The sequence below is a fragment of the Pseudomonas corrugata genome, from assembly GCF_001269905.1.
In the GTDB taxonomy this organism is placed as follows: domain Bacteria; phylum Pseudomonadota; class Gammaproteobacteria; order Pseudomonadales; family Pseudomonadaceae; genus Aquipseudomonas; species Aquipseudomonas corrugata.
Genome location: NZ_LHVK01000025.1, coordinates 1 through 24322, shown reverse-complemented (window position 1 = coordinate 24322; position 24322 = coordinate 1). Strand labels below are relative to the sequence as shown.

At 61.0% G+C, this 24322-nt stretch carries 23 protein-coding genes; 11 read left to right on the top strand and 12 right to left on the bottom strand.

The window, feature by feature from the left end; genetic code table 11:
• Positions 1-35: 35 nt before the first annotated feature.
• The gene (locus tag AD665_RS24065; RefSeq protein ID WP_024780712.1) at positions 36-827 is read left to right on the top strand and encodes an AraC family transcriptional regulator; all 792 of its coding nucleotides are present in this window, start codon (positions 36-38) and stop codon (positions 825-827) included.
• A gap of 225 nt (positions 828-1052) precedes the next feature.
• On the top strand, positions 1053-1946 hold the full coding sequence (locus tag AD665_RS24060) for a PA4780 family RIO1-like protein kinase (protein ID WP_024780711.1): 894 nt from the start codon (positions 1053-1055) through the stop codon (positions 1944-1946).
• Between the two features lie 636 nt (positions 1947-2582).
• On the opposite strand, the gene cueR is transcribed toward AD665_RS24060, so the two are convergent.
• The 3 genes from cueR to AD665_RS24045 form a co-directional block, all read right to left on the bottom strand.
• Positions 2583-2996 (bottom strand): Cu(I)-responsive transcriptional regulator, encoded by a 414-nt coding sequence (cueR, locus tag AD665_RS24055; protein ID WP_024779084.1) that lies wholly within the window; start codon positions 2994-2996, stop codon positions 2583-2585.
• Positions 2993-5386, bottom strand: coding sequence for a heavy metal translocating P-type ATPase (locus AD665_RS24050; protein ID WP_053194177.1), 2394 nt, complete (start codon positions 5384-5386; stop codon positions 2993-2995). Before AD665_RS24050 ends, cueR begins: the two co-directional genes overlap by 4 nt.
• Positions 5387-5579: 193 nt before the next feature.
• Entirely contained in the window at positions 5580-5963 is a 384-nt protein-coding gene (locus AD665_RS24045) for a hypothetical protein (protein ID WP_053194175.1), read from the bottom strand.
• 149 nt (positions 5964-6112) lie between these two features.
• Here AD665_RS24045 and AD665_RS24040 point away from each other — a divergent pair, with 149 nt between their 5' ends.
• On the top strand, positions 6113-6310 hold the full coding sequence (locus AD665_RS24040; protein ID WP_024779081.1) for a heavy-metal-associated domain-containing protein: 198 nt from the start codon (positions 6113-6115) through the stop codon (positions 6308-6310).
• A 94-nt stretch (positions 6311-6404) separates the two neighbouring features.
• A complete protein-coding gene (locus AD665_RS24035) occupies positions 6405-7607 on the top strand; it encodes a multidrug effflux MFS transporter (RefSeq protein ID WP_024779080.1) in 1203 nt (400 codons plus the stop codon).
• A gap of 1 nt (position 7608) precedes the next feature.
• Here AD665_RS24035 and AD665_RS27640 read toward each other — a convergent pair whose 3' ends face one another.
• On the bottom strand, positions 7609-7779 hold the full coding sequence (locus AD665_RS27640; protein ID WP_167355722.1) for a hypothetical protein: 171 nt from the start codon (positions 7777-7779) through the stop codon (positions 7609-7611).
• Positions 7780-7962: 183 nt separating this feature from the next.
• Complete coding sequence (locus AD665_RS24030) at positions 7963-8976, bottom strand: zinc-binding alcohol dehydrogenase family protein (protein WP_024779079.1); 1014 nt, start codon at positions 8974-8976, stop codon at positions 7963-7965.
• 113 nt (positions 8977-9089) lie between these two features.
• Here AD665_RS24030 and AD665_RS24025 point away from each other — a divergent pair, with 113 nt between their 5' ends.
• From AD665_RS24025 to AD665_RS24015, 3 genes are all read left to right on the top strand, one after another.
• Positions 9090-10019, top strand: coding sequence for a LysR family transcriptional regulator (locus AD665_RS24025; protein WP_053194174.1), 930 nt, complete (start codon positions 9090-9092; stop codon positions 10017-10019).
• 266 nt (positions 10020-10285) lie between these two features.
• Positions 10286-11020: an ArsR/SmtB family transcription factor gene (locus tag AD665_RS24020; RefSeq protein ID WP_053194172.1), complete on the top strand. Its 735-nt coding sequence runs from the start codon at positions 10286-10288 to the stop codon at positions 11018-11020.
• A gap of 86 nt (positions 11021-11106) precedes the next feature.
• The gene (locus tag AD665_RS24015; RefSeq protein ID WP_024779076.1) at positions 11107-12486 is read left to right on the top strand and encodes an MFS transporter; all 1380 of its coding nucleotides are present in this window, start codon (positions 11107-11109) and stop codon (positions 12484-12486) included.
• Between the two features lie 118 nt (positions 12487-12604).
• Here AD665_RS24015 and AD665_RS24010 read toward each other — a convergent pair whose 3' ends face one another.
• Positions 12605-13558 carry an adenosine deaminase gene (locus tag AD665_RS24010; RefSeq protein ID WP_024779075.1) on the bottom strand — a complete coding sequence of 318 codons (954 nt, stop codon included), beginning with the start codon at positions 13556-13558 and terminating at the stop codon, positions 12605-12607.
• A gap of 210 nt (positions 13559-13768) precedes the next feature.
• On the opposite strand from AD665_RS24010, the gene AD665_RS24005 reads away from it, so the two are divergent.
• On the top strand, positions 13769-14860 hold the full coding sequence (locus AD665_RS24005) for a calcium:cation antiporter (protein ID WP_053194169.1): 1092 nt from the start codon (positions 13769-13771) through the stop codon (positions 14858-14860).
• An 81-nt stretch (positions 14861-14941) separates the two neighbouring features.
• Here the strand turns inward: AD665_RS24005 and AD665_RS24000 are convergent, their stop codons facing one another.
• The 3 genes from AD665_RS24000 to AD665_RS23990 form a co-directional block, all read right to left on the bottom strand.
• Positions 14942-16300: an 8-oxoguanine deaminase gene (locus tag AD665_RS24000; protein ID WP_053194168.1), complete on the bottom strand. Its 1359-nt coding sequence runs from the start codon at positions 16298-16300 to the stop codon at positions 14942-14944.
• A 247-nt stretch (positions 16301-16547) separates the two neighbouring features.
• A complete protein-coding gene (locus tag AD665_RS23995) occupies positions 16548-17234 on the bottom strand; it encodes an SDR family oxidoreductase (protein ID WP_053194166.1) in 687 nt (228 codons plus the stop codon).
• A 23-nt stretch (positions 17235-17257) separates the two neighbouring features.
• The gene (locus AD665_RS23990) at positions 17258-17608 is read right to left on the bottom strand and encodes a MerR family transcriptional regulator (RefSeq protein ID WP_053194164.1); all 351 of its coding nucleotides are present in this window, start codon (positions 17606-17608) and stop codon (positions 17258-17260) included.
• A gap of 80 nt (positions 17609-17688) precedes the next feature.
• Here AD665_RS23990 and AD665_RS23985 point away from each other — a divergent pair, with 80 nt between their 5' ends.
• Positions 17689-18132, top strand: a complete 444-nt coding sequence (locus tag AD665_RS23985; protein ID WP_053194161.1) for a hypothetical protein — start codon at positions 17689-17691, stop codon at positions 18130-18132.
• Between the two features lie 302 nt (positions 18133-18434).
• Here AD665_RS23985 and AD665_RS23980 read toward each other — a convergent pair whose 3' ends face one another.
• The 3 genes from AD665_RS23980 to AD665_RS23970 form a co-directional block, all read right to left on the bottom strand.
• On the bottom strand, positions 18435-19016 hold the full coding sequence (locus AD665_RS23980) for an IMPACT family protein (protein WP_024779069.1): 582 nt from the start codon (positions 19014-19016) through the stop codon (positions 18435-18437).
• A 7-nt stretch (positions 19017-19023) separates the two neighbouring features.
• Positions 19024-19674 carry a TetR/AcrR family transcriptional regulator gene (locus tag AD665_RS23975; RefSeq protein ID WP_024779068.1) on the bottom strand — a complete coding sequence of 217 codons (651 nt, stop codon included), beginning with the start codon at positions 19672-19674 and terminating at the stop codon, positions 19024-19026.
• 94 nt (positions 19675-19768) lie between these two features.
• On the bottom strand, positions 19769-20689 hold the full coding sequence (locus tag AD665_RS23970; RefSeq protein ID WP_024779067.1) for a LysR family transcriptional regulator: 921 nt from the start codon (positions 20687-20689) through the stop codon (positions 19769-19771).
• Between the two features lie 122 nt (positions 20690-20811).
• Here AD665_RS23970 and aptA point away from each other — a divergent pair, with 122 nt between their 5' ends.
• Together aptA and AD665_RS23960 are read left to right on the top strand one after the other, a co-directional pair.
• Positions 20812-22161 carry an omega-aminotransferase AptA gene (aptA, locus tag AD665_RS23965; RefSeq protein ID WP_053194159.1) on the top strand — a complete coding sequence of 450 codons (1350 nt, stop codon included), beginning with the start codon at positions 20812-20814 and terminating at the stop codon, positions 22159-22161.
• Between the two features lie 71 nt (positions 22162-22232).
• Positions 22233-23726 (top strand): CoA-acylating methylmalonate-semialdehyde dehydrogenase, encoded by a 1494-nt coding sequence (locus AD665_RS23960; protein ID WP_024779065.1) that lies wholly within the window; start codon positions 22233-22235, stop codon positions 23724-23726.
• The last annotated feature ends 596 nt before the right edge of the window (positions 23727-24322 follow it).

The following is a 24322-nucleotide window of genomic DNA, read 5'->3' as shown; positions in this document are numbered from 1 at the left end:
GTCCTGACCGTCGTCTTGCGACATAAGGCCAATCAATGCCGACTAACGGACACCACCAGCTCGAACGTCGTATTCCCGACCTGACGCAATTGCCCAGGCCACTGTATGCCCGTGTCGAAAGCCTGAGCGCCGGTTCGTGGACCCAAGCCCATCGGCATGACTGGGTGCAGTTTTCCTACGCAATCAGTGGCGTTCTCGGCGTGCACACCGCCGCCGGCAGTTTCTTCGCGCCGCCGCAGTGGGGGATCTGGATCCCGGCCGACCTGGAGCATCAGGTCGTGACGTCGATGCGAGCGGAAATGCGCAGCCTGTATATCCATCGCGATAGCTGCCCCTGGGCTGACGATCGTTGTCGAGTGTTGGAAGTCACGCCGCTGGCCCGGGAGTTGATCAAGGTTTTTTGTCTGTGGCCGGCCGATTATCCGCAGGGCGATACGCAGGAGGCGCGACTGGTGCAGGTGTTGCTGGATCAGTTGGCGGTGCTGCCGGAAGTGGGCTTCTCCCTGCCGTTGCCACGCCATGGCCGACTGCTGGGGTTGTGTAACGAGTTGATCGAGCAACCTGAGCGCAACGTGACCCTGCAAGTGTGGGCCGAGCATCTGGGTACCTCGGAAAAAACCCTGATGCGCCTGTTCCAGCGTGAAACCGGCCTGAGCTTTCGTGCCTGGCGTCAGCGCATGCGATTGCTGTCGTCGCTGAAGTCGCTGGAGGAGGGCGAGAGCGTGACCGGTGCGGCGTTGTCGTGTGGGTACGATTCCACGTCGGCTTTTATCGCGGCGTTCAAGGGGATGTTCGGGGTTACGCCGGGGGAGTTGTTCAAGCCCTGAATCCGCTCACCGGGTTTCAGCCCGGCGTAAATTTTGTCGCAAATACAGACGCATCCAAATGCCAACGGCGTCGCGGCTGTCAGCTATGATTCGGCTTGGTTGATTATCGGCACAGTGTGTGCATCGAAGGTTCATAGGTCGGCAACCCCTCCCCGTGGAGGAAGGATTGCCGTATAACGGCTGTCATTCGCGTGTTTGGTCATAAAGGACCCAGAATAAAAGCTGATGAAGACTCCAAAACGCATTGAACCCCTGATCGAAGACGGTCTGGTCGACGAAGTGCTGCGCCCACTCATGAGTGGTAAAGAAGCAGCTGTTTATGTGGTGCGCAGCGGCAATGAGCTGCGTTGCGCCAAGGTCTACAAGGAGGCGAACAAGCGAAGTTTTCGTCAGGCGGCCGAGTATCAGGAAGGCCGCAAGGTCCGCAACAGTCGCCAGGCCCGCGCCATGGCGAAAGGCTCGAAGTTCGGGCGCAAGGAGACCGAGGATGCCTGGCAGAACGCCGAAGTGGCGGCGCTGTTCCGCCTGGCCAACGCGGGTGTGCGAGTGCCCAAGCCGTACGACTTCCTCGAGGGTGTGCTGCTGATGGAACTGGTGGCCGACGAGTACGGTGATGCGGCACCACGGCTGAACGATGTGGTACTGGAGCCGGATCAGGCCCGTGAATACCACGCGTTCCTGATCTCCCAGATCGTGCTGATGCTCTGTACCGGTCTGGTGCACGGAGACCTGTCGGAGTTCAATGTGCTGCTCACGCCAACAGGTCCGGTGATCATCGATCTACCACAGGCCGTGGATGCTGCCGGTAACAACCATGCCTTCAGCATGCTGGAGCGGGACGTGGGCAACATGGCGTCCTACTTCGGCCGGTTTGCACCGGAGCTCAAGCGCACCCGATATGCGAAAGAGATGTGGGCATTGTACGAGGCTGGCACCTTGCACCCGGCCAGCATGCTGACTGGTGAGTTCGACGAGCCGGAAGAGTTGGCGGACGTCGGCGGGATCATGCGCGAGATCGAGGCCGCTCGCCTCGACGAGGAACGCCGTCAGGCCGTACGCGCGGCGGACGATGCTCCCCCCGGCAAAACCGAAGAACCGCCTCCGCCCTGGATGCAATAATCGGTTGACCCGAAACCCGGCCAAGGCCGGGTTTTTTGTGAGCTGATCTCAGTGAACACACCCTCCGCGCCCACCGCCCATCTCTTGTGGGAGCGAGCCTGCTCGCGATAGCGGTGGGTCAGCTGGCATAGGTGTTGACTGTACCGCCGCCATCGCGAGCAGGCTCGCTCCCACCCTGATCTGAGGCGAGTACACCATCGATGCTCACCACCAATCCCTTGTGGGAGCGAGCCTGCTCGCGATAGCGGTGGGTCAGCTGGCATAGGTGTTGACTGTACCGCCGCCATCGCGAGCAGGCTCGCTCCCACCCTGATCTGAGGCGAGCACATCATCGATGCTCACCACCAATCCCTTGTGGGAGCGAACCTGCTCGCGATAGCGGTGGGTCAGATGGCATGGATGTTGACTGTGCCGCCGTCTTCGCGAGCAAGCCCGCTCCCACCCTGATCTGAGGCGAGCACACCATCGATGCTCACCACCAATCCCTTGTGGGAGCGAGCCTGCTCGCGATAGCGGTGGGTCAGCTGGCATGGATGTTGACTGTGCCACCGTCTTCGCGAGCAGGCTCGCTCCCACCCCGGATCTTGGGTGGATAGAACATCCGTGTTCACCGCCAATTCCTGTGGGAGCTGGGTGTCAGGCGTTGGCCGTTTCCTTGCAACACCCCGACGCCAGCTCTTTGAGGATCGGGCAGTCCGGGCGGTGGTCGCCGTGGCAGTGATCCACCAGGTCCTGGAGGGTATCGCGCAGTTCGGCCAGTTCGCGTATTTTCTGGTTCAGTTCATCAATGTGCTGTCGAGCCAGGGCCTTGACGTCGGCGCTGGCCCGTTGCCGGTCCTGCCAGAGGGTCAGCAGCTTGCCGACCTCTTCCAGGGAAAAGCCCAGGTCCCGGGAACGCTTGATGAAGGCCAGGGTGTGCAGGTCATCGGCACCGTAGATCCGGTAGCCGCTGTCGGTGCGATGGGCCGCCCTGAGCAGGCCGATGGATTCGTAATACCTGATCATCTTCGCGCTCAGGCCGCTCTGGCGCGCCGCTTGACCGATGTTCATCGTTTGTCCTCCAGGTGCTTGGGGGTCCAGAACTTCAACAGTAACGCATTGCTCACCACGCTGACGCTCGACAGCGCCATGGCGCCGCCGGCCAGCACCGGGTTGAGCAGGCCGAAGGCCGCCAACGGGATGCCGATCAGGTTATAAACGAACGCCCAGAACAGATTCTGGCGGATCTTGGCGTAGGTCTTTCGGCTGATGTCCAATGCTGCCGGCACCAGTCGCGGGTCACCGCGCATGAGGGTGATGCCGGCGGCGTGCATCGCCACGTCGGTGCCGCCGCCCATGGCGATGCCGATGTCCGCGGCGGCCAGTGCCGGAGCGTCGTTGATGCCATCCCCGACCATCGCCACCACGGCGTTTTTCTTCAGTTCAAGGACTATGGCGGATTTGTCTCCCGGCAACACTTCGGCATGCACGTTGACGATTCCCAGTGCCCGGGACACCACCTGGGCGCTGCCCCGGTTGTCGCCAGTGAGCAAATGGCTGGCGATGCGGCGCTCATCCAAGGCCCGCACCGTCGCGAGAGCGCCAGGCTTGAGGGTGTCACCGAAGGCGAACAGCCCCAGCACCCGCGGTGTCGCGCCTTGTTCGAGCAGCCAGGACAACGTCCGGCCTTCAGCTTCCCAGGCCTGCGCCGATTCGGCCAGCGAACCGGCGTCCAGGCCCGACTCATCCAGCAGGCGCCGATTGCCGAGGGCCAGGCGGCGTCCATCGAGGCTGCCGGCAATACCGCGTCCGGGCAGGGCCTGGCTGTCACCGACGGCCGGCACGTTCAGGCCGTGCTCGGCGCAGGCGTCCAGCACGGCTTTGGCGAGGGGGTGTTCGCTGCCGCGTTGCAGGGCACCGGCCATTTGCAATAGCTTGGCCTCGTCACCGTCCAGGGCACTTGAATGCGCAATGCGCGGCGTGCCGGAGGTCAGGGTTCCAGTCTTGTCGAACACCACCGTATCGACCTCATGGGCACGTTCCAGCGCCTCGGCGTCCTTGATCAGGATCCCATGGCGCGCTGCCACGCCCGTGCCGGCCATGATCGCCGTGGGTGTCGCCAGGCCCAGGGCGCAGGGACAGGCGATCACCAGCACTGCGACGGCGTTGATCAGCGCGGTTTCCAGCGGCGCACCGTAAAGCCACCAGCCGACCAGCGTCGCCAGGGCCAGCACCAGGACCACCGGAACGAAGACCTGGCTGACTTTATCCACCAATTTCTGAATCGGAGCCTTGGCCGCCTGGGCGTCTTCCACCAGGCGGATGATGCGCGCCAACACCGTTTCGGCGCCGAGGGCCTGGGTGCGTACCAGCAGACGACCTTCGCCGTTGATAGCGCCACCGGTGATTTTGTCGCCGGGTTGTTTGGGCACCGGCAGGCTCTCGCCGCTGATCAGCGCTTCGTCGGCGTGGCTCTGGCCCTCCAGCACTTCGCCGTCCACCGGAAAGCGCTCGCCGGGCCTGACCAGCACCAGGTCATTTACACGCAGGGCACTGATAGCGACGTCCCGTTCCTCGCCATCGATCACCTGGACCGCTCGCTCCGGTCGCAATGCTTCGAGGGCGCGAATGGCGCTGGCGGTCTGGCGCTTGGCGCGGCTTTCCAGGTATTTGCCCAGCAAGACCAGGGCAATCACCACGGCCGATGCTTCGAAATACAGGTGCGGCATGCTGCCGGGGCGGGCGATGACCCATTCATAGAGGCTCAGGCCGTAGCCGGCGCTGGTGCCCAGGGCTACCAGCAGGTCCATGTTACCGGCCCCGGCCCGTACGGCTTTGAAGGCCGCGACGTAGAAGCGCGCACCGAAGATGAATTGTACCGGCGTCGCGAGGGCGAACTGCGCCCAGGCCGGGAGCATCCAGTGCACTCCCAGCGGCTGCAGTAGCATCGGCAGCACCAATGGCATGGACAACAGGATTGCCAGCACCAGGATCAGGCGGTCACGATTCAGGTGCTGGGTCTGAGTGTCATGGGGCTGCTCGGCCTGCCAGACGCTGGCCTCGTAACCGGCGCGTTTCACCGCATCGATCAGGGTTTGTGGATCGACCTGTCCGAGCAGTTCGAGGTGGGCCCGTTCGTTGGCGAGGTTGACGCTGACGCGGTTAACGCCGGGGACTTTGCCCAGGGCGCGTTCGACTCGACCCACGCACGAGGCGCAGGTCATCCCCTCGATGGTCAACTCCAGGGTCTGAGCAGGCACATGATAGCCAGCCTGTTCCACGGCTTCTATCAAGGCCGGCAGGCTCTGCACGGGAGCCTGGACTCGCGCCTGCTCGGTCGCCAGATTCACACTGACGGTCTGGGTTCCGGCGACTTTTCGCAGGGCCCGCTCGACCCGCCCGGCGCAACTGGCGCAGGTCATGCCGGCAATCGGCAGGTCGAAAGTGGTGGATTCGGACATGGGTCGGCTCCCTGTAGTGAGTGACTACAGAATCAACCTTGCCATGTTGGTAAGGTCAAGCGCCAATCCAAAAGACCTTCGCTGACCCTTGTGGGAGCGAGCCTGCTCGCGATAGCGGTTATCAGGTAGCACTTCTTTCACTGATATAACGCTATCGCGAGCAGGCTCGCTCCCACAGGGGATCCGGGTGAGATCAGTAACCGAGCCCGGCCTGCTTGAGGTACATGCCTTGTTCATTCATGGCGATACGGTACTTCAGGATGTCACCGGCCCTGATCGTGATCTCCTGGGAACCCGGTGCGAGCATGCCCGGATTGCAACCCGGTGCCTGGCCAGGCAGCAACTTCAGGCGCAAGGAGAACCGGCCCGGAGGCAGGTTGAAAGAGGTGCTGTCTTCCTGGAAGAGCCGGGCGGTGAGCTGATCCTGGATGTAAATGCCGATCTCGCAAGAGGTCGACACTTCCAGTCGTTCCCGGGAAATGATCAGCACACCGTAATCTTCGCCGGCGGCCGATGCCTGGGAGGCCATCGCTGAAAAACCTAACATGCAAAACAGGCTGAACGCTGACCAGCGCATGGCCGAACCTCCGGTGTGGAATCCTTGATAGTGGCAGCTTGGCCGAGCGTGACGCCAATTGCCAGCCCGGCAGCTTTTATCAGAACTTGACCTTGCCACGATGGCAACCTTGAAACTGCCGGCAATTTCCCTTGCCAAGGAGTCATCCGATGCAAACTTTCAATGTCCAGGGCATGTCCTGTGGCCACTGCGTCAAGGCCATCACCCAGGCCGTACAGGCCAGGGATCCGGCGGCCGATGTGCAAATCGACCTGGGCGCCAAGACCGTCAGGGTCCAGAGTTCATTGCCGGCCGACGCCCTGAGCGAGGTTATTCGGGAAGAGGGTTACGAGGTCATCCCCGCTTGAATATTTTTTAATCGTTAGCGACCTATCGGAATGTTCAAGAGCGCCCGGCACGGCTAGACTGTCGGGCTGCTGACTGATGCCTGACGGACGCCCGATGAACCTTCGTACGATTCTGATTCTTGGCGCCTTGAGCGCTTTCGGTCCCTTGGCGATCGACTTCTACCTGCCTGCCTTCCCGGCCATGGCAACCGCCTTCGGCACGGACGAAAAACATATCCAACTGACCCTGGCCGCCTATTTCCTCGGGCTGTCCATCGGGCAGCTGGCCTACGGGCCGGTGGCGGATCGCTTCGGGCGACGGATTCCACTGCTGGTCGGGGTCGGCTTGTTCACCCTGTCCTCCCTGGCCTGCGCCTACGCGCCGAGCCTTGAATGGCTGATCGGTGCACGCTTCGTACAGGCCCTGGGTGGATGTGCCGGGATGGTGATTTCCCGCGCCGTGGTCAGCGACAAATGCGATGCGGTAGGGTCGGCCAAGGTGTTCTCGCAGTTGATGCTGGTGATGGGCCTGGCGCCGATTCTCGCGCCGATGCTTGGCGGGTTGCTGGTGAACCTGTATGGCTGGCAATCGATTTTCATCGCCCTGACCCTGTTCAGCGCCATGGCGGCAACGGCCGTGGCCCTGTGGCTGCCTGAGAGCCTGCCGGCCCACGTACCTCGACCACCGCTGTCGGGGGCGTTGCGCCAGTACGGCAGGCTGCTGACCGACTCGGTTTTCCTGGGGCATGCCCTGACGGGCGGGATTGCCATCGCCGGGATGTTCGCTTACATCGCCGGCTCGCCTTTCGTGTTCATCAAGCTATATGGCGTACCGGCCGAACACTTCGGCTGGCTGTTCGGTACCAACGCGGCTGGCTTCATCCTGGTGGCGCAGGTCAACGCGCGGTTGTTGTCCAAGCGTGGCCCGGCTTTCCTGCTGAGCCGTGCAGTGTGGGTCTATTTCACGGCGGGGTTGTGCCTCCTGGCCGTCAGCGCCTTGCACCCCGAACGTCTATGGCCATTGCTGATTCCATTGTTCATCTGCATCGCCAGCCTGGGCTGCATTCTTCCCAACGCGTCCGCCTGCGCCATGAACGGGCAGGGGGCCCGGGCCGGCAGTGCCTCGGCGATGCTGGGAAGCCTGCAGTTTTCCGTGGCCGCCGGGGCCGCCGCGCTGGTGGCGGCATTGCATGACGGCACCGCAGTGCCCATGGCGATGGTCATCAGCCTGTGCGGACTGTTGGTGGTGAGCGCAGCCATGCTGACCCGCCGCCTGCAAAATGCCCGGGCGCTGGCACAAGCCAGCCGCCAGGGCTGATTCAGCAGGCCGCGCGTTGTTGCTGTTCGGGGAAGTGGTGCGGCGCATGGATGCGCGCTTGCAGCGTGGTAGCGAAGGCTTTGGCTTCGGCCTCGGTACGGAAGGTGACGGCGTGCTGGTCAAGACGCACTTGCCATTGGGATTTTGCCACTTCTTTTATCAGGATCTTCATTGCTGACCTCCTCACGTAAAAGACTGCGTTGCAAAGGCCTCGAGTGTAGACCCGAATGCGATCGCAATTGTGACAATGGTCAGTTCTCGGACTGACGGTTCAATCTTTTTCAAGTAACCATTGTGGCGAGGGGATAAGTCCCCTCGCCACAGGTCATCTGCCTTGAGCCTGAGTGCCAGGCGGTCAGAAACCTTCAAGCACGATCTTGCCCTTGGCTTTCCCACTTTCCAGCAGCGCGTGAGCCCGGCGCAGATTCTCGGCGTTGATGGTGCCGAAATGCTCGCCGACAGTGGTCTTCAAGGTGCCGGCGTCGATCAGTCCGGCAACACGGTTGAGCAGGTGGTGTTGTTCGATCATGTCGGCCGTCTCGAACAGCGAGCGGGTGTACATGAACTCCCAATGCAGGGACAGGCTCTTGCGCTTGAGCTTGCTCACGTCCAAGGACTTGGGATCATCGATCAATGCCAGTTTGCCCTGGGGCGCCAGTGCTTCGACCAACTGGTCCAGATGCTGGTCGGTCTGGGTCAGGCTGGCGACGTGGGTGACCTGGGGCTGGCCTGCTTCTTTCATGACCACGCTCAGTGGTTGGCTGTGGTCGATCACCAAGTCGGCGCCCAGATCCCGTACCCAATCCTGCGTCTGCGGACGGGAAGCGGTGCCGATGACTTTCAGCGCGGTGAGCTGGCTGGCCAATTGGGTCAAGATCGAGCCCACGCCGCCGGCGGCGCCGACGATCAACAGGCTCTGGTCCGAAGCGTCCTGGCTTTCCTGGATCTGCAGCCGCTCGAACAACAGCTCCCAGGCGGTAATGGCGGTCAGTGGCAATGCGGCCGCTTCGGCGAAGCCGAGGGTCTTGGGCATCTGGCCGACAATACGCTCATCCACGACATGCAGTTCGCTGTTGCCACCCGCGCGCGCAATGGAGCCGGCATAGAACACCTTGTCACCGGCCTTGAACAGGGAGACTTCGCTGCCCACGGCCTTGACCACGCCGGCCACATCCCAACCCAACACCTTGGCGGCGCCGCCTTCGGGCTGGACGTTCTGACGGACTTTGGTGTCCACCGGATTGACCGAAATGGCTTTGACTTCAACCAGCAGGTCCCGGGGGCCGGCGACGGGCTCCGGCAACTCGATATCCTGGAGCGATTGCGGGTCGGTGATCGGCAACGAATGGTAGTAAGCAATGGCTTTCATGAAGCGGCTCCGTGAGCTGGGTTCGATGGCGCCCATGGTTAGCTATTTATCAACGCGATAAAACCGGCTAAAAGAACAGGCTCTTTCAATATTTTTTTGATAATGGAGTCGCCATGCTTCGATTCGATGACCTGCAGCTGTTTGTCCGGGCGGCGGATCTGGGCAGTCTTTCTGCCGCTGCCAGGGGTATGGATCTGTCGGCGGCAGTGGCCAGTGCCGCGTTGAAACGGATCGAGCAGCACCTCGGGGCTCGACTGCTGGCGCGCTCCACCCGCAGCCTGCGCCTCACTGCCGAGGGTGAAGGCTTTCTCGAATATGCCCGGGCGGCGCTGGGCAGCCTGGATGAGGGGCGACGGCTGTTGACCCGTGGCCAGGACCAGGTCAGCGGTGTCTTGCAGTTATCGGCGCCGTCGGACCTGGGGCGCAACCTGCTGCTGCCCTGGCTGGATGAGTTCCAGCGTGAGCACCCCAGGCTTACGGTTCGACTGTTGTTGGGCGACCGCATTGCCGACTTGTTCAAGCAGCCGGTGGATATCGCGCTGCGTTACGGCGATCCGGAGGATTCGAGCCTGGTGGCCTTGCCTGTCGCGGCGCACAACCGCCGGGTGTTGTGTGCCTCGCCGGACTATCTGGCCCGTCATGGCGAACCCCTTCAGCTTGAGCAACTGGCCCAACACAATTGCCTCTTGTACATGCTCGGCACCCGGATTCATGACCGCTGGTGCTTTCATGACGGCAAGCGGGAAGTGAGCCTCACCGTCAGCGGTGACCGCTTCAGTGACGATGCCGATGTGGTGCGGCGCTGGGCAGTGGCCGGTGCGGGAATTGCCTACAAGTCGTGGATGGACGTGTCGACCGATGTGCTGGCCGGACGTTTGAAGATCCTTTTGCCGCACCTGCACTGCGAGCGAGCGCCGCTCAATCTGTTGTGCGCTCATCGGGCGCAGTTGAGCAAGCCCGTCAAGCTGTTGCGGGAGATGCTCCAGGCCCGTTGTAACGAATTGACGGCGCAATTTCCCCTTTCGACGACAGTCGGCCAATAGTCGCGGGTAAATAGAGAATTTTCCCTCACGAACAATCGCCTCCAAAGGTTTCCGGAGGACAGGAAAGCTTGACCTGCCCGCTTATACTAGCGACCGCCTGAATCGGCGCGGCATCGCTCACGGCTGCAAGACCGGCTTGAAGCCCACTGGCCCGTCGATGCATCGATGCTGCCCGTTCCGGTGGTCGAGCCGCTTTTGGGCGGCGCCTCATGACGGGTGACTATGCCCAAGGGCAGTAGACGAATGATTCAACAGGGAGTGAATACATGGAACATGCACCTTGCATCAGCCAGATCGCCACGCTGCTGGCCGACCCCAAGCGCAGCGCAATGATGTGGGCCTTGATGGACGGCACGGCCCGGCAGGCCGAAGAGCTGGCCTTGCTGGCCGGGTTATCGCCGTCCTCGGCCAGCGCCCATCTGGGACGCTTGTCCGCCGGTGGCCTGTTGAAAGTGGAAGCCAGGGGACGCAAACGGTTTTTCCGCCTGGCCGCGCCGGAGATCGGTGCGGCTGTCGAAGCGCTGGCCAGCGCGACCCTGGCCAGTGCGCCACGGCAGATCCCGGATGTCTTCAAACGCGGCGTCATATCGAACAAAGTGCCGTCGGCTCCCGCCTCGTTGTTGCGGGCCCGGCTTTGCGATGATCATCTTGGCGGCACCCTGGCGGCCGATCTGTACCAGCGCCTGCTGGACGCTGGGTGGATCGAGCAATGCGAGCAACGGGTGATCGTCACCCACAAAGGCGCGAGCCAGTTGGCCGGGCATGGGCTGTTCATCCAGGCCCTGGCCCATCGCAATGCCCGCATCGCCTGCGCCTGCCCGGACTGGAGCGAACGTCGACCGCACCTGGGGGGCGCGCTGGGGGCTGCGTTGCTGCAACTGTTCATGCAATCCGGCTGGCTGAGCCTGCCCAATGACTCGCGAGCCTTGCAGGTGACGGTGCTCGGCCAGCAGGAAATCCATCGGTTCGCCAGGCAGGATACGTTGGAAATGGCGCTCTAGGCCTGTCGACAGGTCGCATTCAGCAATAGCCACCTGAAAGGTTCGCGCACACTCGCCCGGGAATCTATCGGACTGGGGGATGCACCATGGACAATCACGGGTACAGCGCGGCAGAACGTCTGGAGCGACTGCCCATCAGCGGCTATCACCGAATCATCTTCATCATTATTGCCTTGGCGTTCTTCTTCGACTCCATGGACTTGGCGATGATGACGTTCCTGCTCGGCTCGATCAAAACCGAGTTTGGCCTGAGCACGGCCCAGGCAGGTCTGCTGGCCAGCTCCAGCTTTTTCGGCATGGTGGTGGGCGCTTCGCTGTCGGGCATGCTGGCGGATCGGTTCGGACGTAAACCGGTGTTCCAATGGAGCATCGTGCTGTGGGGGATCGCCAGTTATCTGTGTTCGACGGCCCAGGACGTCGAGACACTGACGCTGTTTCGCGTCCTGCTGGGTATCGGCATGGGCATGGAGTTCCCGATTGCCCAGTCGATGCTCTCGGAACTGATCCCGGCCAAGCACCGGGGCCGTTACATCGCCCTGATGGACGGCTTCTGGCCGCTGGGCTTCGTCGCGGCGGGCGTGCTGTCGTACTTCCTGCTGCCGGTAGTCGGCTGGCGGGACATCTTCCTGGTCCTGGCTGTGCCGGCGGTTTTTGTCCTGGCGATTCGTTTCTTCATCCCCGAGTCGCCGCGTTGGCTGGAGCAGGCCGGGCGGGATGACGAGGCGGATGCCGTGTTGTGCCGGATCGAAGACAAGGTCCGGGCTTCGCTGGGTAGCCGGGATTTGCCGGAGCCGGTTCGCCTGCCGAGGTTGGCGAGTACGCCGGGCACTTTCTTTTCGGCGCTGGCGCAGATCTGGTCACCGCTGTATCGCCAACGCACGATGATGATCTGGAGCGTCTGGTTCTTTGCCTTGCTCGGGTTCTACGGGCTGACATCCTGGCTCAGCGCGTTGTTGCAACAGTCGGGATTTGCCGTGACCCAGTCGGTGTATTACACCGTGTTGATTTCGCTGGGCGGGATTCCCGGTTTCCTGATGGCTGCCTGGCTGGTGGAACGCTGGGGGCGTAAGCCGGTGTGTGTCATCACCTTGTTGGGCGGTGGGGCGATGGCCTTTCTTTATGGGCAGAGTGCGGTGTTCGGCGGCAATGTCGGACTGTTGATCGGTAGTGGATTGCTGATGCAGTTCTTCCTGTTCGGCATGTGGGCTGTGCTCTACACCTACACCCCGGAACTGTACCCGACCTCGGCACGGGCAACGGGCTCGGGTTTCGCCTCGGCGATTGGTCGCATTGGTTCGTTGCTGGGGCCATTGGTGACCGGGCTGGTATTTCCCATTACCGGGCAAGGTGGGGTGTTCGGCCTGGGCGCGCTGTGCTTCGCGGTGGCGGCGGGTGTGGTCTGGTTGTTTGGGATGGAGACGCGGGGCAAGACGCTGGAGGAGTTGAGCGAAGGCGTGGGCGGTTAAACACCATCCCCTTGTGGGAGCGAGCCTGCTCGCGATAGTGGTGGGTCGGTGGACACTTGTCTCACTGACATACCGAAATCGCGAGCAGGCTCGCTCCCACAGGGATAGTTGATGAAAGCTAAGGCTTCACCAACCGCGCATCCAAGCTGTTCTGGGCCAGGCGCCTGGCCTGGTCCTGGGTCATGCCCAAGTGGGTGTGCAGGGCGTGGAAGTTTTCGGTGACGTAGCCGCCGAAATACGCCGGATCATCGGAGTTCACCGTCACCTTCACGCCGCGTTCGAGCATGTCGAGGATGTTGTGCTGCGACATGTCGTCGAACACGCACAGTTTGGTGTTGGACAACGGGCATACCGTCAACGGAATCTGCTCGTCGATGATCCGCTGCATCAGCCGTTCGTCTTCGATGGCCCGGACGCCGTGGTCGATGCGCTGGATCTTCAGCAGGTCCAGGGCTTCCCAGATGTATTCGGGTGGACCTTCTTCGCCGGCGTGGGCGACGGTCAGGAAGCCTTCGTTGCGGGCCCGGTCGAACACCCGCTGGAACTTGCTGGGCGGATGGCCCATTTCCGAACTGTCCAGGCCGACGGCGACAAAGGCATCGCGGAACGGCAGCGCCTGGTCGAGGGTCTTCTCGGCCTGTTCTTCGCTCAGGTGGCGCAGGAAACTCAGGATCAGACCGCTAGTGATGCCCAGTTGCTGTTCACCGTCCTTGAGGGCGGAGGCGATGCCGTTGAGGACCACTTCGAACGCAATGCCACGGTCGGTATGGGTCTGGGGATCGAAGAACGGTTCGGTGTGGATCACGTTCTGCGCCTTGCAACGCAACAGGTAGGCCCAGGTCAGGTCGTAGAAATCCTGGGAGGTGCGCAACACGTCGGCACCCTGGTAATACAGGTCGAGGAATTCCTGCAGATTGTTGAAGGCGTAGGCCTTACGCAAGGTGTCGACGTCGTTCCACGGCAGGGCGATCTTGTTGCGCTCGGCCAGGGCGAACAGCAGTTCGGGCTCCAGCGAACCCTCCAGGTGCAGGTGCAGTTCTGCCTTGGGCAGGGCGTTCAGCCAGTCGTACATGTGCTTTTCTCATCAGTGAATCGATGGCAGGCATTCTACAGGGGCTGGCCGCAATGTCTGGAAAAACCTGACCGGCCGATCCACTGTGCAAGCAGGGCTTGTCTGCGATGAGCCCTGCGCCGATCCATAAGGGTGTGTCACACCTGACGAAACGTTCACGGCCCCCTACAGTCTAGTAGGTCATACCCTGTGCACGATGATAGGCCTGTGATGCTCACGTTGATCAAGCAAGAAAAACTGCTGGTGCTGGCCCTGCTCGCCACAGGTATCGCCTACCCGCTGGAGCACTGGCTGTTGGGCAGTGGGCGGGCGGTGGCACTGGTCGGCGGTCTGACACTGATCGGCTTCATCGTCGCGGCCTCGATGCGTGTGGCCCATCACGCCGAACTGCTGGCGGAAAAGGTCGGCGATCCTTACGGCACCATGATCCTGACCTTGTCGGCAGTGTTGGTCGAGGTGGTGATCCTGGCGATCATGATGAGCAACGAAGCGTCGCCGACCCTGGTGCGCGATACGATCTATTCGGCGGTGATGCTCGACATCAACGGCATTCTCGGACTTGCGGCGTTGATGGGCGGGCTCAAGCATGGCGAGCAGGCCTACAACGATGATTCGGCGCGCAGCTACAGCGTGATGATCCTCACCGCCATGGGCGTGTCGATGGTGGTGCCGGAGTTCATTCCTCGGGAGAACTGGAAGCTGTATTCGGCGTTCACCATTGGCGCGATGCTTGTTCTGTATACCCTGTTCCTGCGTATGCAGGTGGGGCCACACAGTTACTTTTTCAGCTACAGCTACCCGGAAAAGCGACGCCGCAAAGAGCCGGAGGAAACCGAGCCGAAGCCTATCAGGCTGGCGTTTTCCATTGGTGCGCTGGTGTTTGGGGTGGTGGTGATCGGTGCGCTGGCCGAAGTCATGTCCAAGGCCATCGACCTGGGGCTGGAGGGCTCGGGAGCGCCGCCGGTGGTCACGGCCATTCTGGTGGCGGCCATCTCCGCGGCACCGGAGATTCTCACCGCCCTGCGCGCCGCCCTGGCCAACCGCATGCAGTCGGTGGTGAACATCGCACTGGGGGCCTCGCTATCGACGGTGATCCTGACGGTACCGGTGATGGAGGCCATGGCGCTTTACACCGGCCAGCCTTTCCAGATGGCCATGACTCCGGTGCAAACGGTGATGATCTTCATCACCCTGATCGTCAGCGCGATCAATCTCAACGACGGCGAGACCAATGCCATTGAAGGCATGACCCACTTCGTGCTGTTTGCGACGTTCATCATGTTGTCGCTGCTCGGCCTTTAGAAGCGCATCGCGGGCAAGCCTTGCTCCCACAGATGTGTCCTGATACCTGTGGGAGCAAGGCTTGCCCGCGATAGCATCCGATCAGACGCCCGCGATCAATTCCCGCGCCGCCTGGCTGTGATCGGCGATCAAGCCTTTCAAATCCAAGCCTTCGACCTGACCGTCGATGACCCGCCATTGCCCCCCGACCATCACCCGATCCGCTCGATCCGCGCCGCACAACAACAGTGCTGAAACCGGATCGTGGCTGCCGGAGAAGCGCAGTTCATCGAGCTTGAACAGCGCCAGATCGGCCTGTTTGCCGACTGCCAACTCGCCGATGTCGTTGCGCCCAAGCAATGTCGCCGAGCCCTGGGTTGCCCAGCCCAGCACCCGCTCCGGTGTGATTGCTTGCGCACCATAGCGCAGACGCTGGATGTACAGCGCCTGGCGGGTTTCGAGGATCATGTTCGAGGCATCGTTGGAGGCCGAACCGTCCACGCCGAGGCCCAGCGGTGCGCCGGCGGCGGTCAGTTCGAGGGTGGGGCAAATGCCCGAGGCCAGGCGCATGTTGGAGCTTGGGCAGTGGCAGATACCGGTGCCGGCGGTACCGAGTCGGGTGATCTCCTCGGGATTGAAGTGAATACCGTGGGCCAGCCAGGTACGCGGACCGAGCCAGCCGACGCTGTCCAGGTAATCCACGGTGCGCAGGCCGAAGCGTTGCAGGCAGAAGTCCTCCTCGTCGAGGGTTTCGGCCAGGTGGGTGTGCAGGCGGACATCCAGTTGATCTGCCAGGATGGCGCTGGCCTGCATGATTTCGGGGGTGACCGAGAACGGTGAGCAAGGCGCCAGGGCAATCTGGATCTGCGCACCGTCGCCGCGTTCATGGTAGCGGTCGATCAACCGCTGGCTGTCGTCAAGAATCACTTGGCCTTGCTGCACGGTCTGCTGCGGAGGTAGGCCACCGTCGGCTTCGCCCAGGCTCATGGAACCGCGGGTCAGCATCGCTCGCATGCCCAGTTCACGCACGCTTTGCACCTGTACATCGATGGCATCTTCCAGGCCTTCGGGAAACAGGTAATGGTGATCGGCCGCCGTGGTGCAGCCCGACAGGAGCAGTTCGGCCAAGGCCACTTTGGTCGCCAGGGCGAGTTTCTCCGGCGTCAGCCGCGCCCACACCGGATAGAGGGTTTTCAGCCACGGGAACAGCGGTTGGTTCACCACTGGTGCCCAGGCTCGGGTCAGGGTCTGATAGAAGTGGTGATGGGTATTGATCAGCCCGGGAAGAATTACATGCTCACGGGCGTCGAAGACATGATCACAGGGTTGGGCGGGGCGCTGGCCGACACCCAGCAGTTCGACGATCACGCCGTCCTGCAGGACCAGGCCGCCACGGGCGTCGAGGCTATTGGCGGTGAATACGGCAAGGGGATTTTTTAACCAGGTACGGGTCGCAGGCATGGTGGCCGGCTCCTCTGAAAGTGGGTTCAGGTTAGCCAGCTCAGTGATGCCCTGTCTGCTGATCCAGGGTCGCCGTGGGGGGCGAGGTGCAGAGTTTACTCAGGTTGCGGCGCACATATCCAGTGCTCCAATTGAGTTCAAATGTGGGAGCGAGCCTGCTCGCGAAGGCGGTGCGTCAGCCAACAGCGGTGTTGAATGACACTCCGCTTTCGCGAGCAGGCTCGCTCCCACAGGTTGTGCGTGGAAATTACCAGGGAATCATCTCACCCTTGTAGTTGACGAAATGATGCCCACCCCGGCCGGCAAAGGCATTGACCTGGTCGATCAAGCCACGGGTACTGGTCTCGACATCGATGTCCGCCCCTTCACCGCCCATGTCTGTCTTCACCCAGCCCGGATGCAGCGACAGGACGGTCAATGTCTGGTCGCCCAGTTGGGTGACGAAGCTGTTGGTCATGGAATTGAGGGCTGCCTTGCTTGCCTTGTACAGCGCCAGTTCCGGAGCGTCGGGCATGGTCACGCTGCCCAGCACCGAACTCATGAACGCCAGGACGCCGCTGCCGTCGCGGATCTGCCCGACGAAACGCTGGGCCAGATTGATCGGCGCCACTGCGTTGGTGAAGAACAACTGGCCGACCTCGGCCAGGGTTGCGCCGTCGGGGCCCTGGTTATCGGGGCCTTTGACGCCGGCGTTGACGAACAACAGGTCGAAGGTTTCGCCCTTGAGTTGTTGGCTCAAGGCAATGACGGCTTGCTGGTCGTCCATGTCGAGTTTCTCGACCCGCACCGGGCCCTGCGCTTTCAATGCCTCTGCGTTCTGCAGATTGCGCACGGTGGCGATCACGTTCCAGCCATCGCTCAGCAACGTCTTCACCAGGCCAAGGCCCAGGCCCCGGGAGGCGCCGATGATCAATGCGTTTTTTGCCGAATTCATGGAAGGTATCCTTGAAAGAAGGGTCACGGATTTAATGGACAGCGTTGCCCGAGCCGTTGTTTCAGCTCATGACGCAACCCGTCGAGTTCGGTCATGCGGGTTTCGATCAGATTCAGTTTGTTCTGCAGCAGTTCAGCCACGGCGCGATCCGGATCAGGTGCCTGCCGCACGGAGACGACGCTGCTGCCGATCTCGCCGAGGGTAAAGCCCAGGCGTTGGGCTGTCTTGATATAGAGCACCAGTTGCACCATGTCTTCGGGATAGTCGCGATACCCATTGGCGCTGCGTCCCGCCGCAATCAGCCCGAGCTGCTCGTAGAAGCGCAGCGTGTCGCGGCTGACGGCACAGGCCTGGGCCAGTTCACCGATTCGCATGGCAATCTCCAGGAAGCTTGACCTTGGAGCATACCCCAGGCTTTAGTCTTTTCGCTCCTTGATTATCTGGAGCAATGTCTATGTGGACTTCACTGCAATATCGTCGCGTGGTGCTCGGTAGCGCCTGGTACGACCTGATCGTAACCGCAGCATTTGCCACGCCATGGAGTTTCGCCGCCCTTCACGGCTGGTTGCTGGGCGTGACCCAGATGCTCGACCTGCCTGGCGAGCTGCCAGCGTTTGCGCCTATGCACCTGTTGATGGCCAATCTTTTGGGTTCGATCGTTTGCGTATGGTCGGTGCTGCGAATTCGGGATCCGCGACCCCTATACGGACGGTATGACGCGGCGGGGCGGTTCCTGTTTGCGTCCTGGATGTTCTACGCGCTGCTGCACGGCGCCAGCGCGCTGGTGTGGATATTTCTGTTTCTCGAGCTGGTGTGGGGTGTTGTCCAACTATTACCCGTGCGTGGCGAGAACACGGGTTTAAGCTGGAGGCGTGATCACTCATTAACGAATGGTTAAAAAATGAACAAGCGCCTGGGAGCCATGCTCTTCTTGGGGTGGCGTGAGCCATGAACGGGTTATCCACAGCTTGCTCCACAGTTATTGTGTGCAAGCCGGAAACTCGGGCATAAGCACTGGGCAGCTTTCTTCCAAAGGTGATAACCCATTGCAAGCGTCTGTTTTGCTGGCTTATTTAGCGTCGAGGCGCAGGTCTGGTTGAAAAATGACCAACTCCAGCAAACCCGCATGACAGAAGGGTTACAGGCGGATGTGCTCAGGTTATCCACAGTCGGATGCACAGCAGGTGTGGGCAAGTGAGCTTAACGCTCCAGCAGAATCCGTCCACGACTCAAATCGGCCAGCTGTTTTTGCAGCATATCGATCTGGCCTTCCCCCACCGCCAGCTGCAATTCCACACCGTTAGCGGTAAACCCTTCCGTGTTGATCAGGCCACCGCACTCGGCAACCCTCAGTTTCACCAGGGCCAGCTCCGCGAACCCGCAAGCGCAGCGCAGGGGCACACGGCTGATCAGTTCAAGCTTTTCGGCATTTTGCAGGCACTTGTTCGCGCCACCACCATAAGCCCGGGCCAGTCCGCCGGTACCCAACTGAATCCCGCCATACCATCGGATCACCAGCACTACGACCTGGTCACAGGCCTGGGCTTCGATAGCCGCCAGGATCGGGCGTCCGGCGGTCCCCCCCGGTTCACCATCGTCGTTGCTGCGGTATTGGTCGCCCAGCTTCCAGGCCCAGCAATTGTGCGTAGCGTTCAGGTCGCTGTGTTGTTCGATAAAGGCCTGGGCATCGGCGGGGCTGGTAATGGGGGATGCGAAGGTGATGAAGCGGCTTTTGCGAATTTCTTCGCGGTATTCGCAAAAGCCAGCGAGAGTAAAGGGCATGAGTGTCTTAGAGGGTGGGTGTCAGGCCGCAGCCTTTGAGAATGATGCGGATCAGGTTGTCGCCGGCATCGATCATGTCTTGCTTGCTCAGCTTGCTGCGGCCGGTCACGCGGCAGATCTGGGTGGCGAAGTCGGCGTAGTGCTGGGTGCTGCCCCATAACAGGAAGATCAAATGCACCGGGTCGATCGGGTCCATCTTGCCGGCATCGATCCACGCCTGGAACACCGCTGCGCGGCCCTTGAACCAGGCGCGGTAGTCCTGGTTGAAGTATTCGGTCAGGCACTCGCCGCCGCTGATCACTTCCATGGCAAAGATCCGCGATGCCTGGGGGTGGCGGCGGGAAAACTCCATCTTGGCACGAATGTAGCGGGTCAAGGCCTCGGCCGGGTCATCCTCGGCGGTGAGGGTATTGAAGGTGCTGTCCCACAACTCGATGATATTGCTCAGCACCGCCACGTACAGCCCGAGCTTGTTGGTGAAGTAGTAGTGCAGGTTAGCCTTGGGCAATCCGGCGTTCAGCGCGATGGTATTCATGCTGGTGCCTTTGAATCCGTGACGGGCGAATTCATCTTCAGCAGCCTTGAGGATGGTCTCTTCGTTCTTCTGACGAATGCGGCCGGTGGGCTTGCCACCGTGGGCTGGGACTTCAAAGGTCATGGACATTTCCGGGCTGGGTCTGTGGGCAAGCAAATGCGTTGATAGCGCACCGTAACCGATCCGACAAGTACTGCTGCCACAAAAGACGAACGCACTAGCGGGTTGCCGCCAGGCTCTCGAGAAAACTCTCCAGCACCAGATGAGGGCGGCGCCCCTTGCGCGTCACCGAGGCCAGGCTCAGGTCATAGAACCGCGTCGTGGGTTTCAGGGCACGTAACCGGCCTTGCTGGACCCAGAGGTTGGCGTAGTGATCCGGCAGGTAGCCGATGTAGCGACCGGTGAGAATCAGGAACGCCATGCCTTCGCGATCCGATGCACTGGCGGTGCAGTTGAGTGCTTGGTAATGCGCCTGGATGTCGACCGGCAGGCGAAAGGTGGGGGCGATGGCGTCCTGGTTGTTGAGGCGGGTTTCGTCGAGCTGCAAGTCGTCCACATAAAACAGTGGATGGCCGACCGCGCAATACAGCAATGAGCGTTCGCTGTAGAGCGGTTGGTACTCCAGCCCGGAAAGAGCGCTGGCTTGAGGGACCACGCCGACATGCAGTCGCCCGTCGAGAACACCTTGCTCGACTTCGTTGGGGGCGATCATGCGAATCTGGATTTGCACGTCGGGCCCACGCTCCTTCAGTTGAGCCAGGGCATGGGTGATGCGCATGTGGGGGAGGGTGACGAGGTTGTCGGTCAGGCCGATGTTCAGTTCACCGCGCAGATGTTGATGCAGGCCATTGACCTCGGTACGGAAGCTTTCCAGGGCACTTAACAGTTGCAGGGCCGACTGATAGACCTCGCGACCCTCCTCTGTCAGTGAGAATCCCGCGCGCCCGCGTTGACACAGCCGCAGGCCCAGGCGCTGCTCAAGATCGCTCATCTGCTGGCTGATGGCCGAGCGGCCGATACCCAACACCGTTTCCGCCGCGGAGAATCCCCCACATTCCACTACGCTACGGAAGATGCGCAGCAGACGAATATCAAAATCGCTGACCTGGGCCAGCGGATCGGGGCGGCGGACGCTCATAGTTTAGTAATCCACTGACTGAAGGTTAGAAAAGTTGGATTTCACCGACTTTATCGCCGTGGCAAGTTAGCTGCAACCAGGGGGTTGCCCCGATACCGTTCATATTTTGCGAGGTTTTGTCGATGAACATGCCCGAACATGCGGCCAGTTCCCTGGCCAGTCAGCTCAAGCTTGATGCTCACTGGATGCCTTACACCGCTAACCGCAACTTCCAGCGCGACCCGCGTCTGATCGTCGGCGCCGAAGGCAGTTGGCTGATTGATGAACATGGGCGCAAGGTGTATGACTCATTGTCGGGTCTGTGGACCTGCGGTGCCGGGCACACCCGCAAGGAAATCCAGGACGCGGTCGCCAAGCAGCTGGGCACCCTCGATTACTCTCCGGGGTTCCAATACGGTCATCCGCTGTCGTTCCAACTCGCGGAAAGAATCACCAGCCTGACGCCAGGCAATCTCAATCATGTGTTCTTCACCGACTCCGGTTCCGAGTGCGCCGATACGGCGGTAAAGATGGTTCGCGCCTACTGGCGTCTCAAGGGCCAGGCCACCAAGACCAAAATGATCGGGCGTGCCCGTGGCTACCACGGCGTGAACATCGCAGGTACCAGCCTGGGCGGCGTAAGCGGCAACCGCAAACTGTTTGGCCAGGCAATGGCGGACGTCGATCACCTGCCCCATACCTTGTTGGCGAGCAATGCCTATTCCCGTGGCATGCCGAAAGAGGGAGGCATTGCCCTGGCCGACGAACTGCTGAAGCTGATCGAGTTGCACGACGCCTCCAACATTGCGGCCGTCTTCGTCGAGCCCATGGCCGGGTCCGCCGGTGTGCTGGTTCCGCCTGAGGGCTACCTCAAGCGCCTGCGGCAGATTTGCGACCAGCACAATATCCTGCTGGTATTCGACGAAGTGATTACCGGTTTCGGCCGCACGGGTTCGATGTTCGGTGCTGACAGTTTCGGCGTGACGCCTGACCTGATGTGCATCGCCAAGCAAGTCACCAACGGTGCGATTCCGATGGGGGCGGTCATTGCCAGCAGCGAGATCTACCAGACTTTCATGAACCAGCCGACGCCTGAGTACGCGGTGGAATTTCCTCACGGCTATACCTATTCGGCGCACCCGGTGGCGTGCGCGGCGGGGCTGGCGGCGCTGGATCTGCTGCAGAAGGAAAACCTGGTGCAGAGCGTGGCCGAAGTCGCGCCACATTTCGAGAAGGTTTTGCATGGAATTAAAGGCGCGAAGAATGTAATCGACATCCGCAACTTTGGCCTGGCCGGCGCGATCCAGATCGCTCCACGAGACGGCGATGCGATTGTGCGTCCGTTCGAGGCCGGCATGGCGTTGTGGAAGGCCGGATTCTACGTGCGCTTCGGTGGCGACACGCTGCAGTTCGGGCCAACGTTCAACAGCAAGCCACAGGATCTGGATCGTCTGTTCGACGCGGTCGGTGAAGTGTTGAACAAGCTCGACTGACTGCCTCTCTATCACCTTCAACGACAGGCGTCCGGTCGCGGGCGCCTGTGGATAAAAATTCTGGAGTCCCCATGAGTCTCATCCCGCATCTGATCAATGGCGAACTGATAAGCGACAACACGCGTACAGCGGACGTCTTCAATCCATCCACTGGCCAGGCCATCCACAAGGTGTCGCTGGCCGATCGCGCGACCGTGCAACAGGCCATCGATGCCGCCACCGCAGCGTTCCCGGCCTGGCGCAAGACACCGGCGGCCAAGCGTGCCCAGGTGATGTTTCGCTTCAAACAGTTGCTGGAACAGAACGAGTCGCGTATCGCGCAAATGATCAGTGAGGAGCACGGCAAGACCCTGGAAGATGCTGCCGGTGAGCTTAAGCGAGGTATCGAGAACGTCGAATTCGCCTGTGCAGCTCCGGAAGTTCTGAAGGGTGAATACAGCCGTAACGTAGGACCGAACATTGATGCCTGGTCGGATTTTCAGCCGTTGGGCGTCGTGGCGGGTATCACCCCGTTCAACTTCCCGGCGATGGTTCCACTGTGGATGTATCCGCTGGCGATCGTTTGCGGCAACTGCTTCATTCTCAAGCCATCCGAGCGTGACCCGAGCTCGACACTGCTGATTGCACAATTGCTGCTGGAAGCCGGATTGCCCGAGGGCGTGTTGAGTGTCGTGCATGGTGACAAGGTTGCCGTGGATGCGCTGATCGAGGCGCCGGAAGTGAAGGCGCTGAGTTTTGTCGGCTCGACACCGATTGCCGAATACATCTACGCCGAGGGGACCCGTCGCGGTAAACGCGTCCAGGCATTGGGCGGGGCGAAGAACCATGCGGTGCTGATGCCGGATGCCGATCTGGACAACGCAGTCAACGCGTTGATGGGGGCGGCCTATGGTTCATGCGGCGAACGTTGCATGGCGATTTCGGTGGCTGTCTGTGTGGGCGATCAGGTAGCGGATGCGCTGGTAGCCAAGCTGGTGCCGCAGATCCAGGCGTTGAAAATCGGTGCCGGTACTTCTTGCGGTCTGGACATGGGGCCGTTGGTGACCGGTCAGCATCGCGACAAGGTCAGCGGCTATATAGAAGACGGTGTTTCGGCGGGTGCTTCGCTGGTAGTCGATGGCCGTGGCTTGAGCGTGGCGGGTCACGAAGACGGTTTCTTCCTGGGGGGTTGCCTGTTCGATCGTGTGACGCCGCAGATGCGCATCTATAAAGAAGAGATCTTTGGCCCAGTACTGTGCATTGTCCGGGTCAACAGCCTGGAGGAGGCCATGCAACTGATCAACGATCACGAGTATGGCAACGGCACCTGCATCTTCACCCGCGATGGCGAAGCGGCGCGCTTGTTCTGCGACGAGATTGAAGTGGGCATGGTGGGCGTCAACGTACCGCTGCCTGTACCTGTGGCTTATCACAGCTTTGGCGGTTGGAAGCGTTCGTTGTTTGGCGACCTGCACGCCTACGGCCCGGATGGCGTGCGCTTCTATACCCGTCGCAAGGCCATTACACAGCGCTGGCCACAACGCGCCAGTCATGAAGCTTCGCAGTTCGCGTTTCCCAGTTTGTAATGGATAAACAAAGAGGCCGGCGCTTAAGCGTCGGCCTCTTTGTTTATGGAGGTTTTTGACCGATATGACAGAAACATGAAAATAGGTGTTGACGGCAGATTCTGAGTCTCTATAATTCGCCCCACTTCCGGCGCAGTCGAAACGGAAAACTCCTTGAGTTTCAATGAGTTAGACGATTTAAGATCGCGCAGGGCTTCAGTTCATCGAAGTCGCGGAAGGAGTTGGCAGGGCAGGTTGTCTGGCTCGGTTGACGGTTCGATCTTCTCGGTCGAAAGCGGTGAAAAAGAGGTGTTGACAGCAGCGACTAACGCTGTAGAATTCGCCTCCCGCTAACGAGAGATCGAAAGCGCAAGTGGTTGAAGTTGTTGAGGTTTTGAAAAGCAAAACTTTGAAAACTTCCAAAATAATCGCTTGACAGATACACGGGGCGCTGTAGAATGCGCGCCTCGGTTGAGACGAAAGGCTCAACCCACCGCTCTTTAACAACTGAATCAAGCAATTCGTGTGGGTGCTTGTGGAGTCAGACTGCTAGTCAACAGATTATCAGCATCACAAGTTACTCCGCGAGAAATCAAAGATGTAACCAACGATTGCTG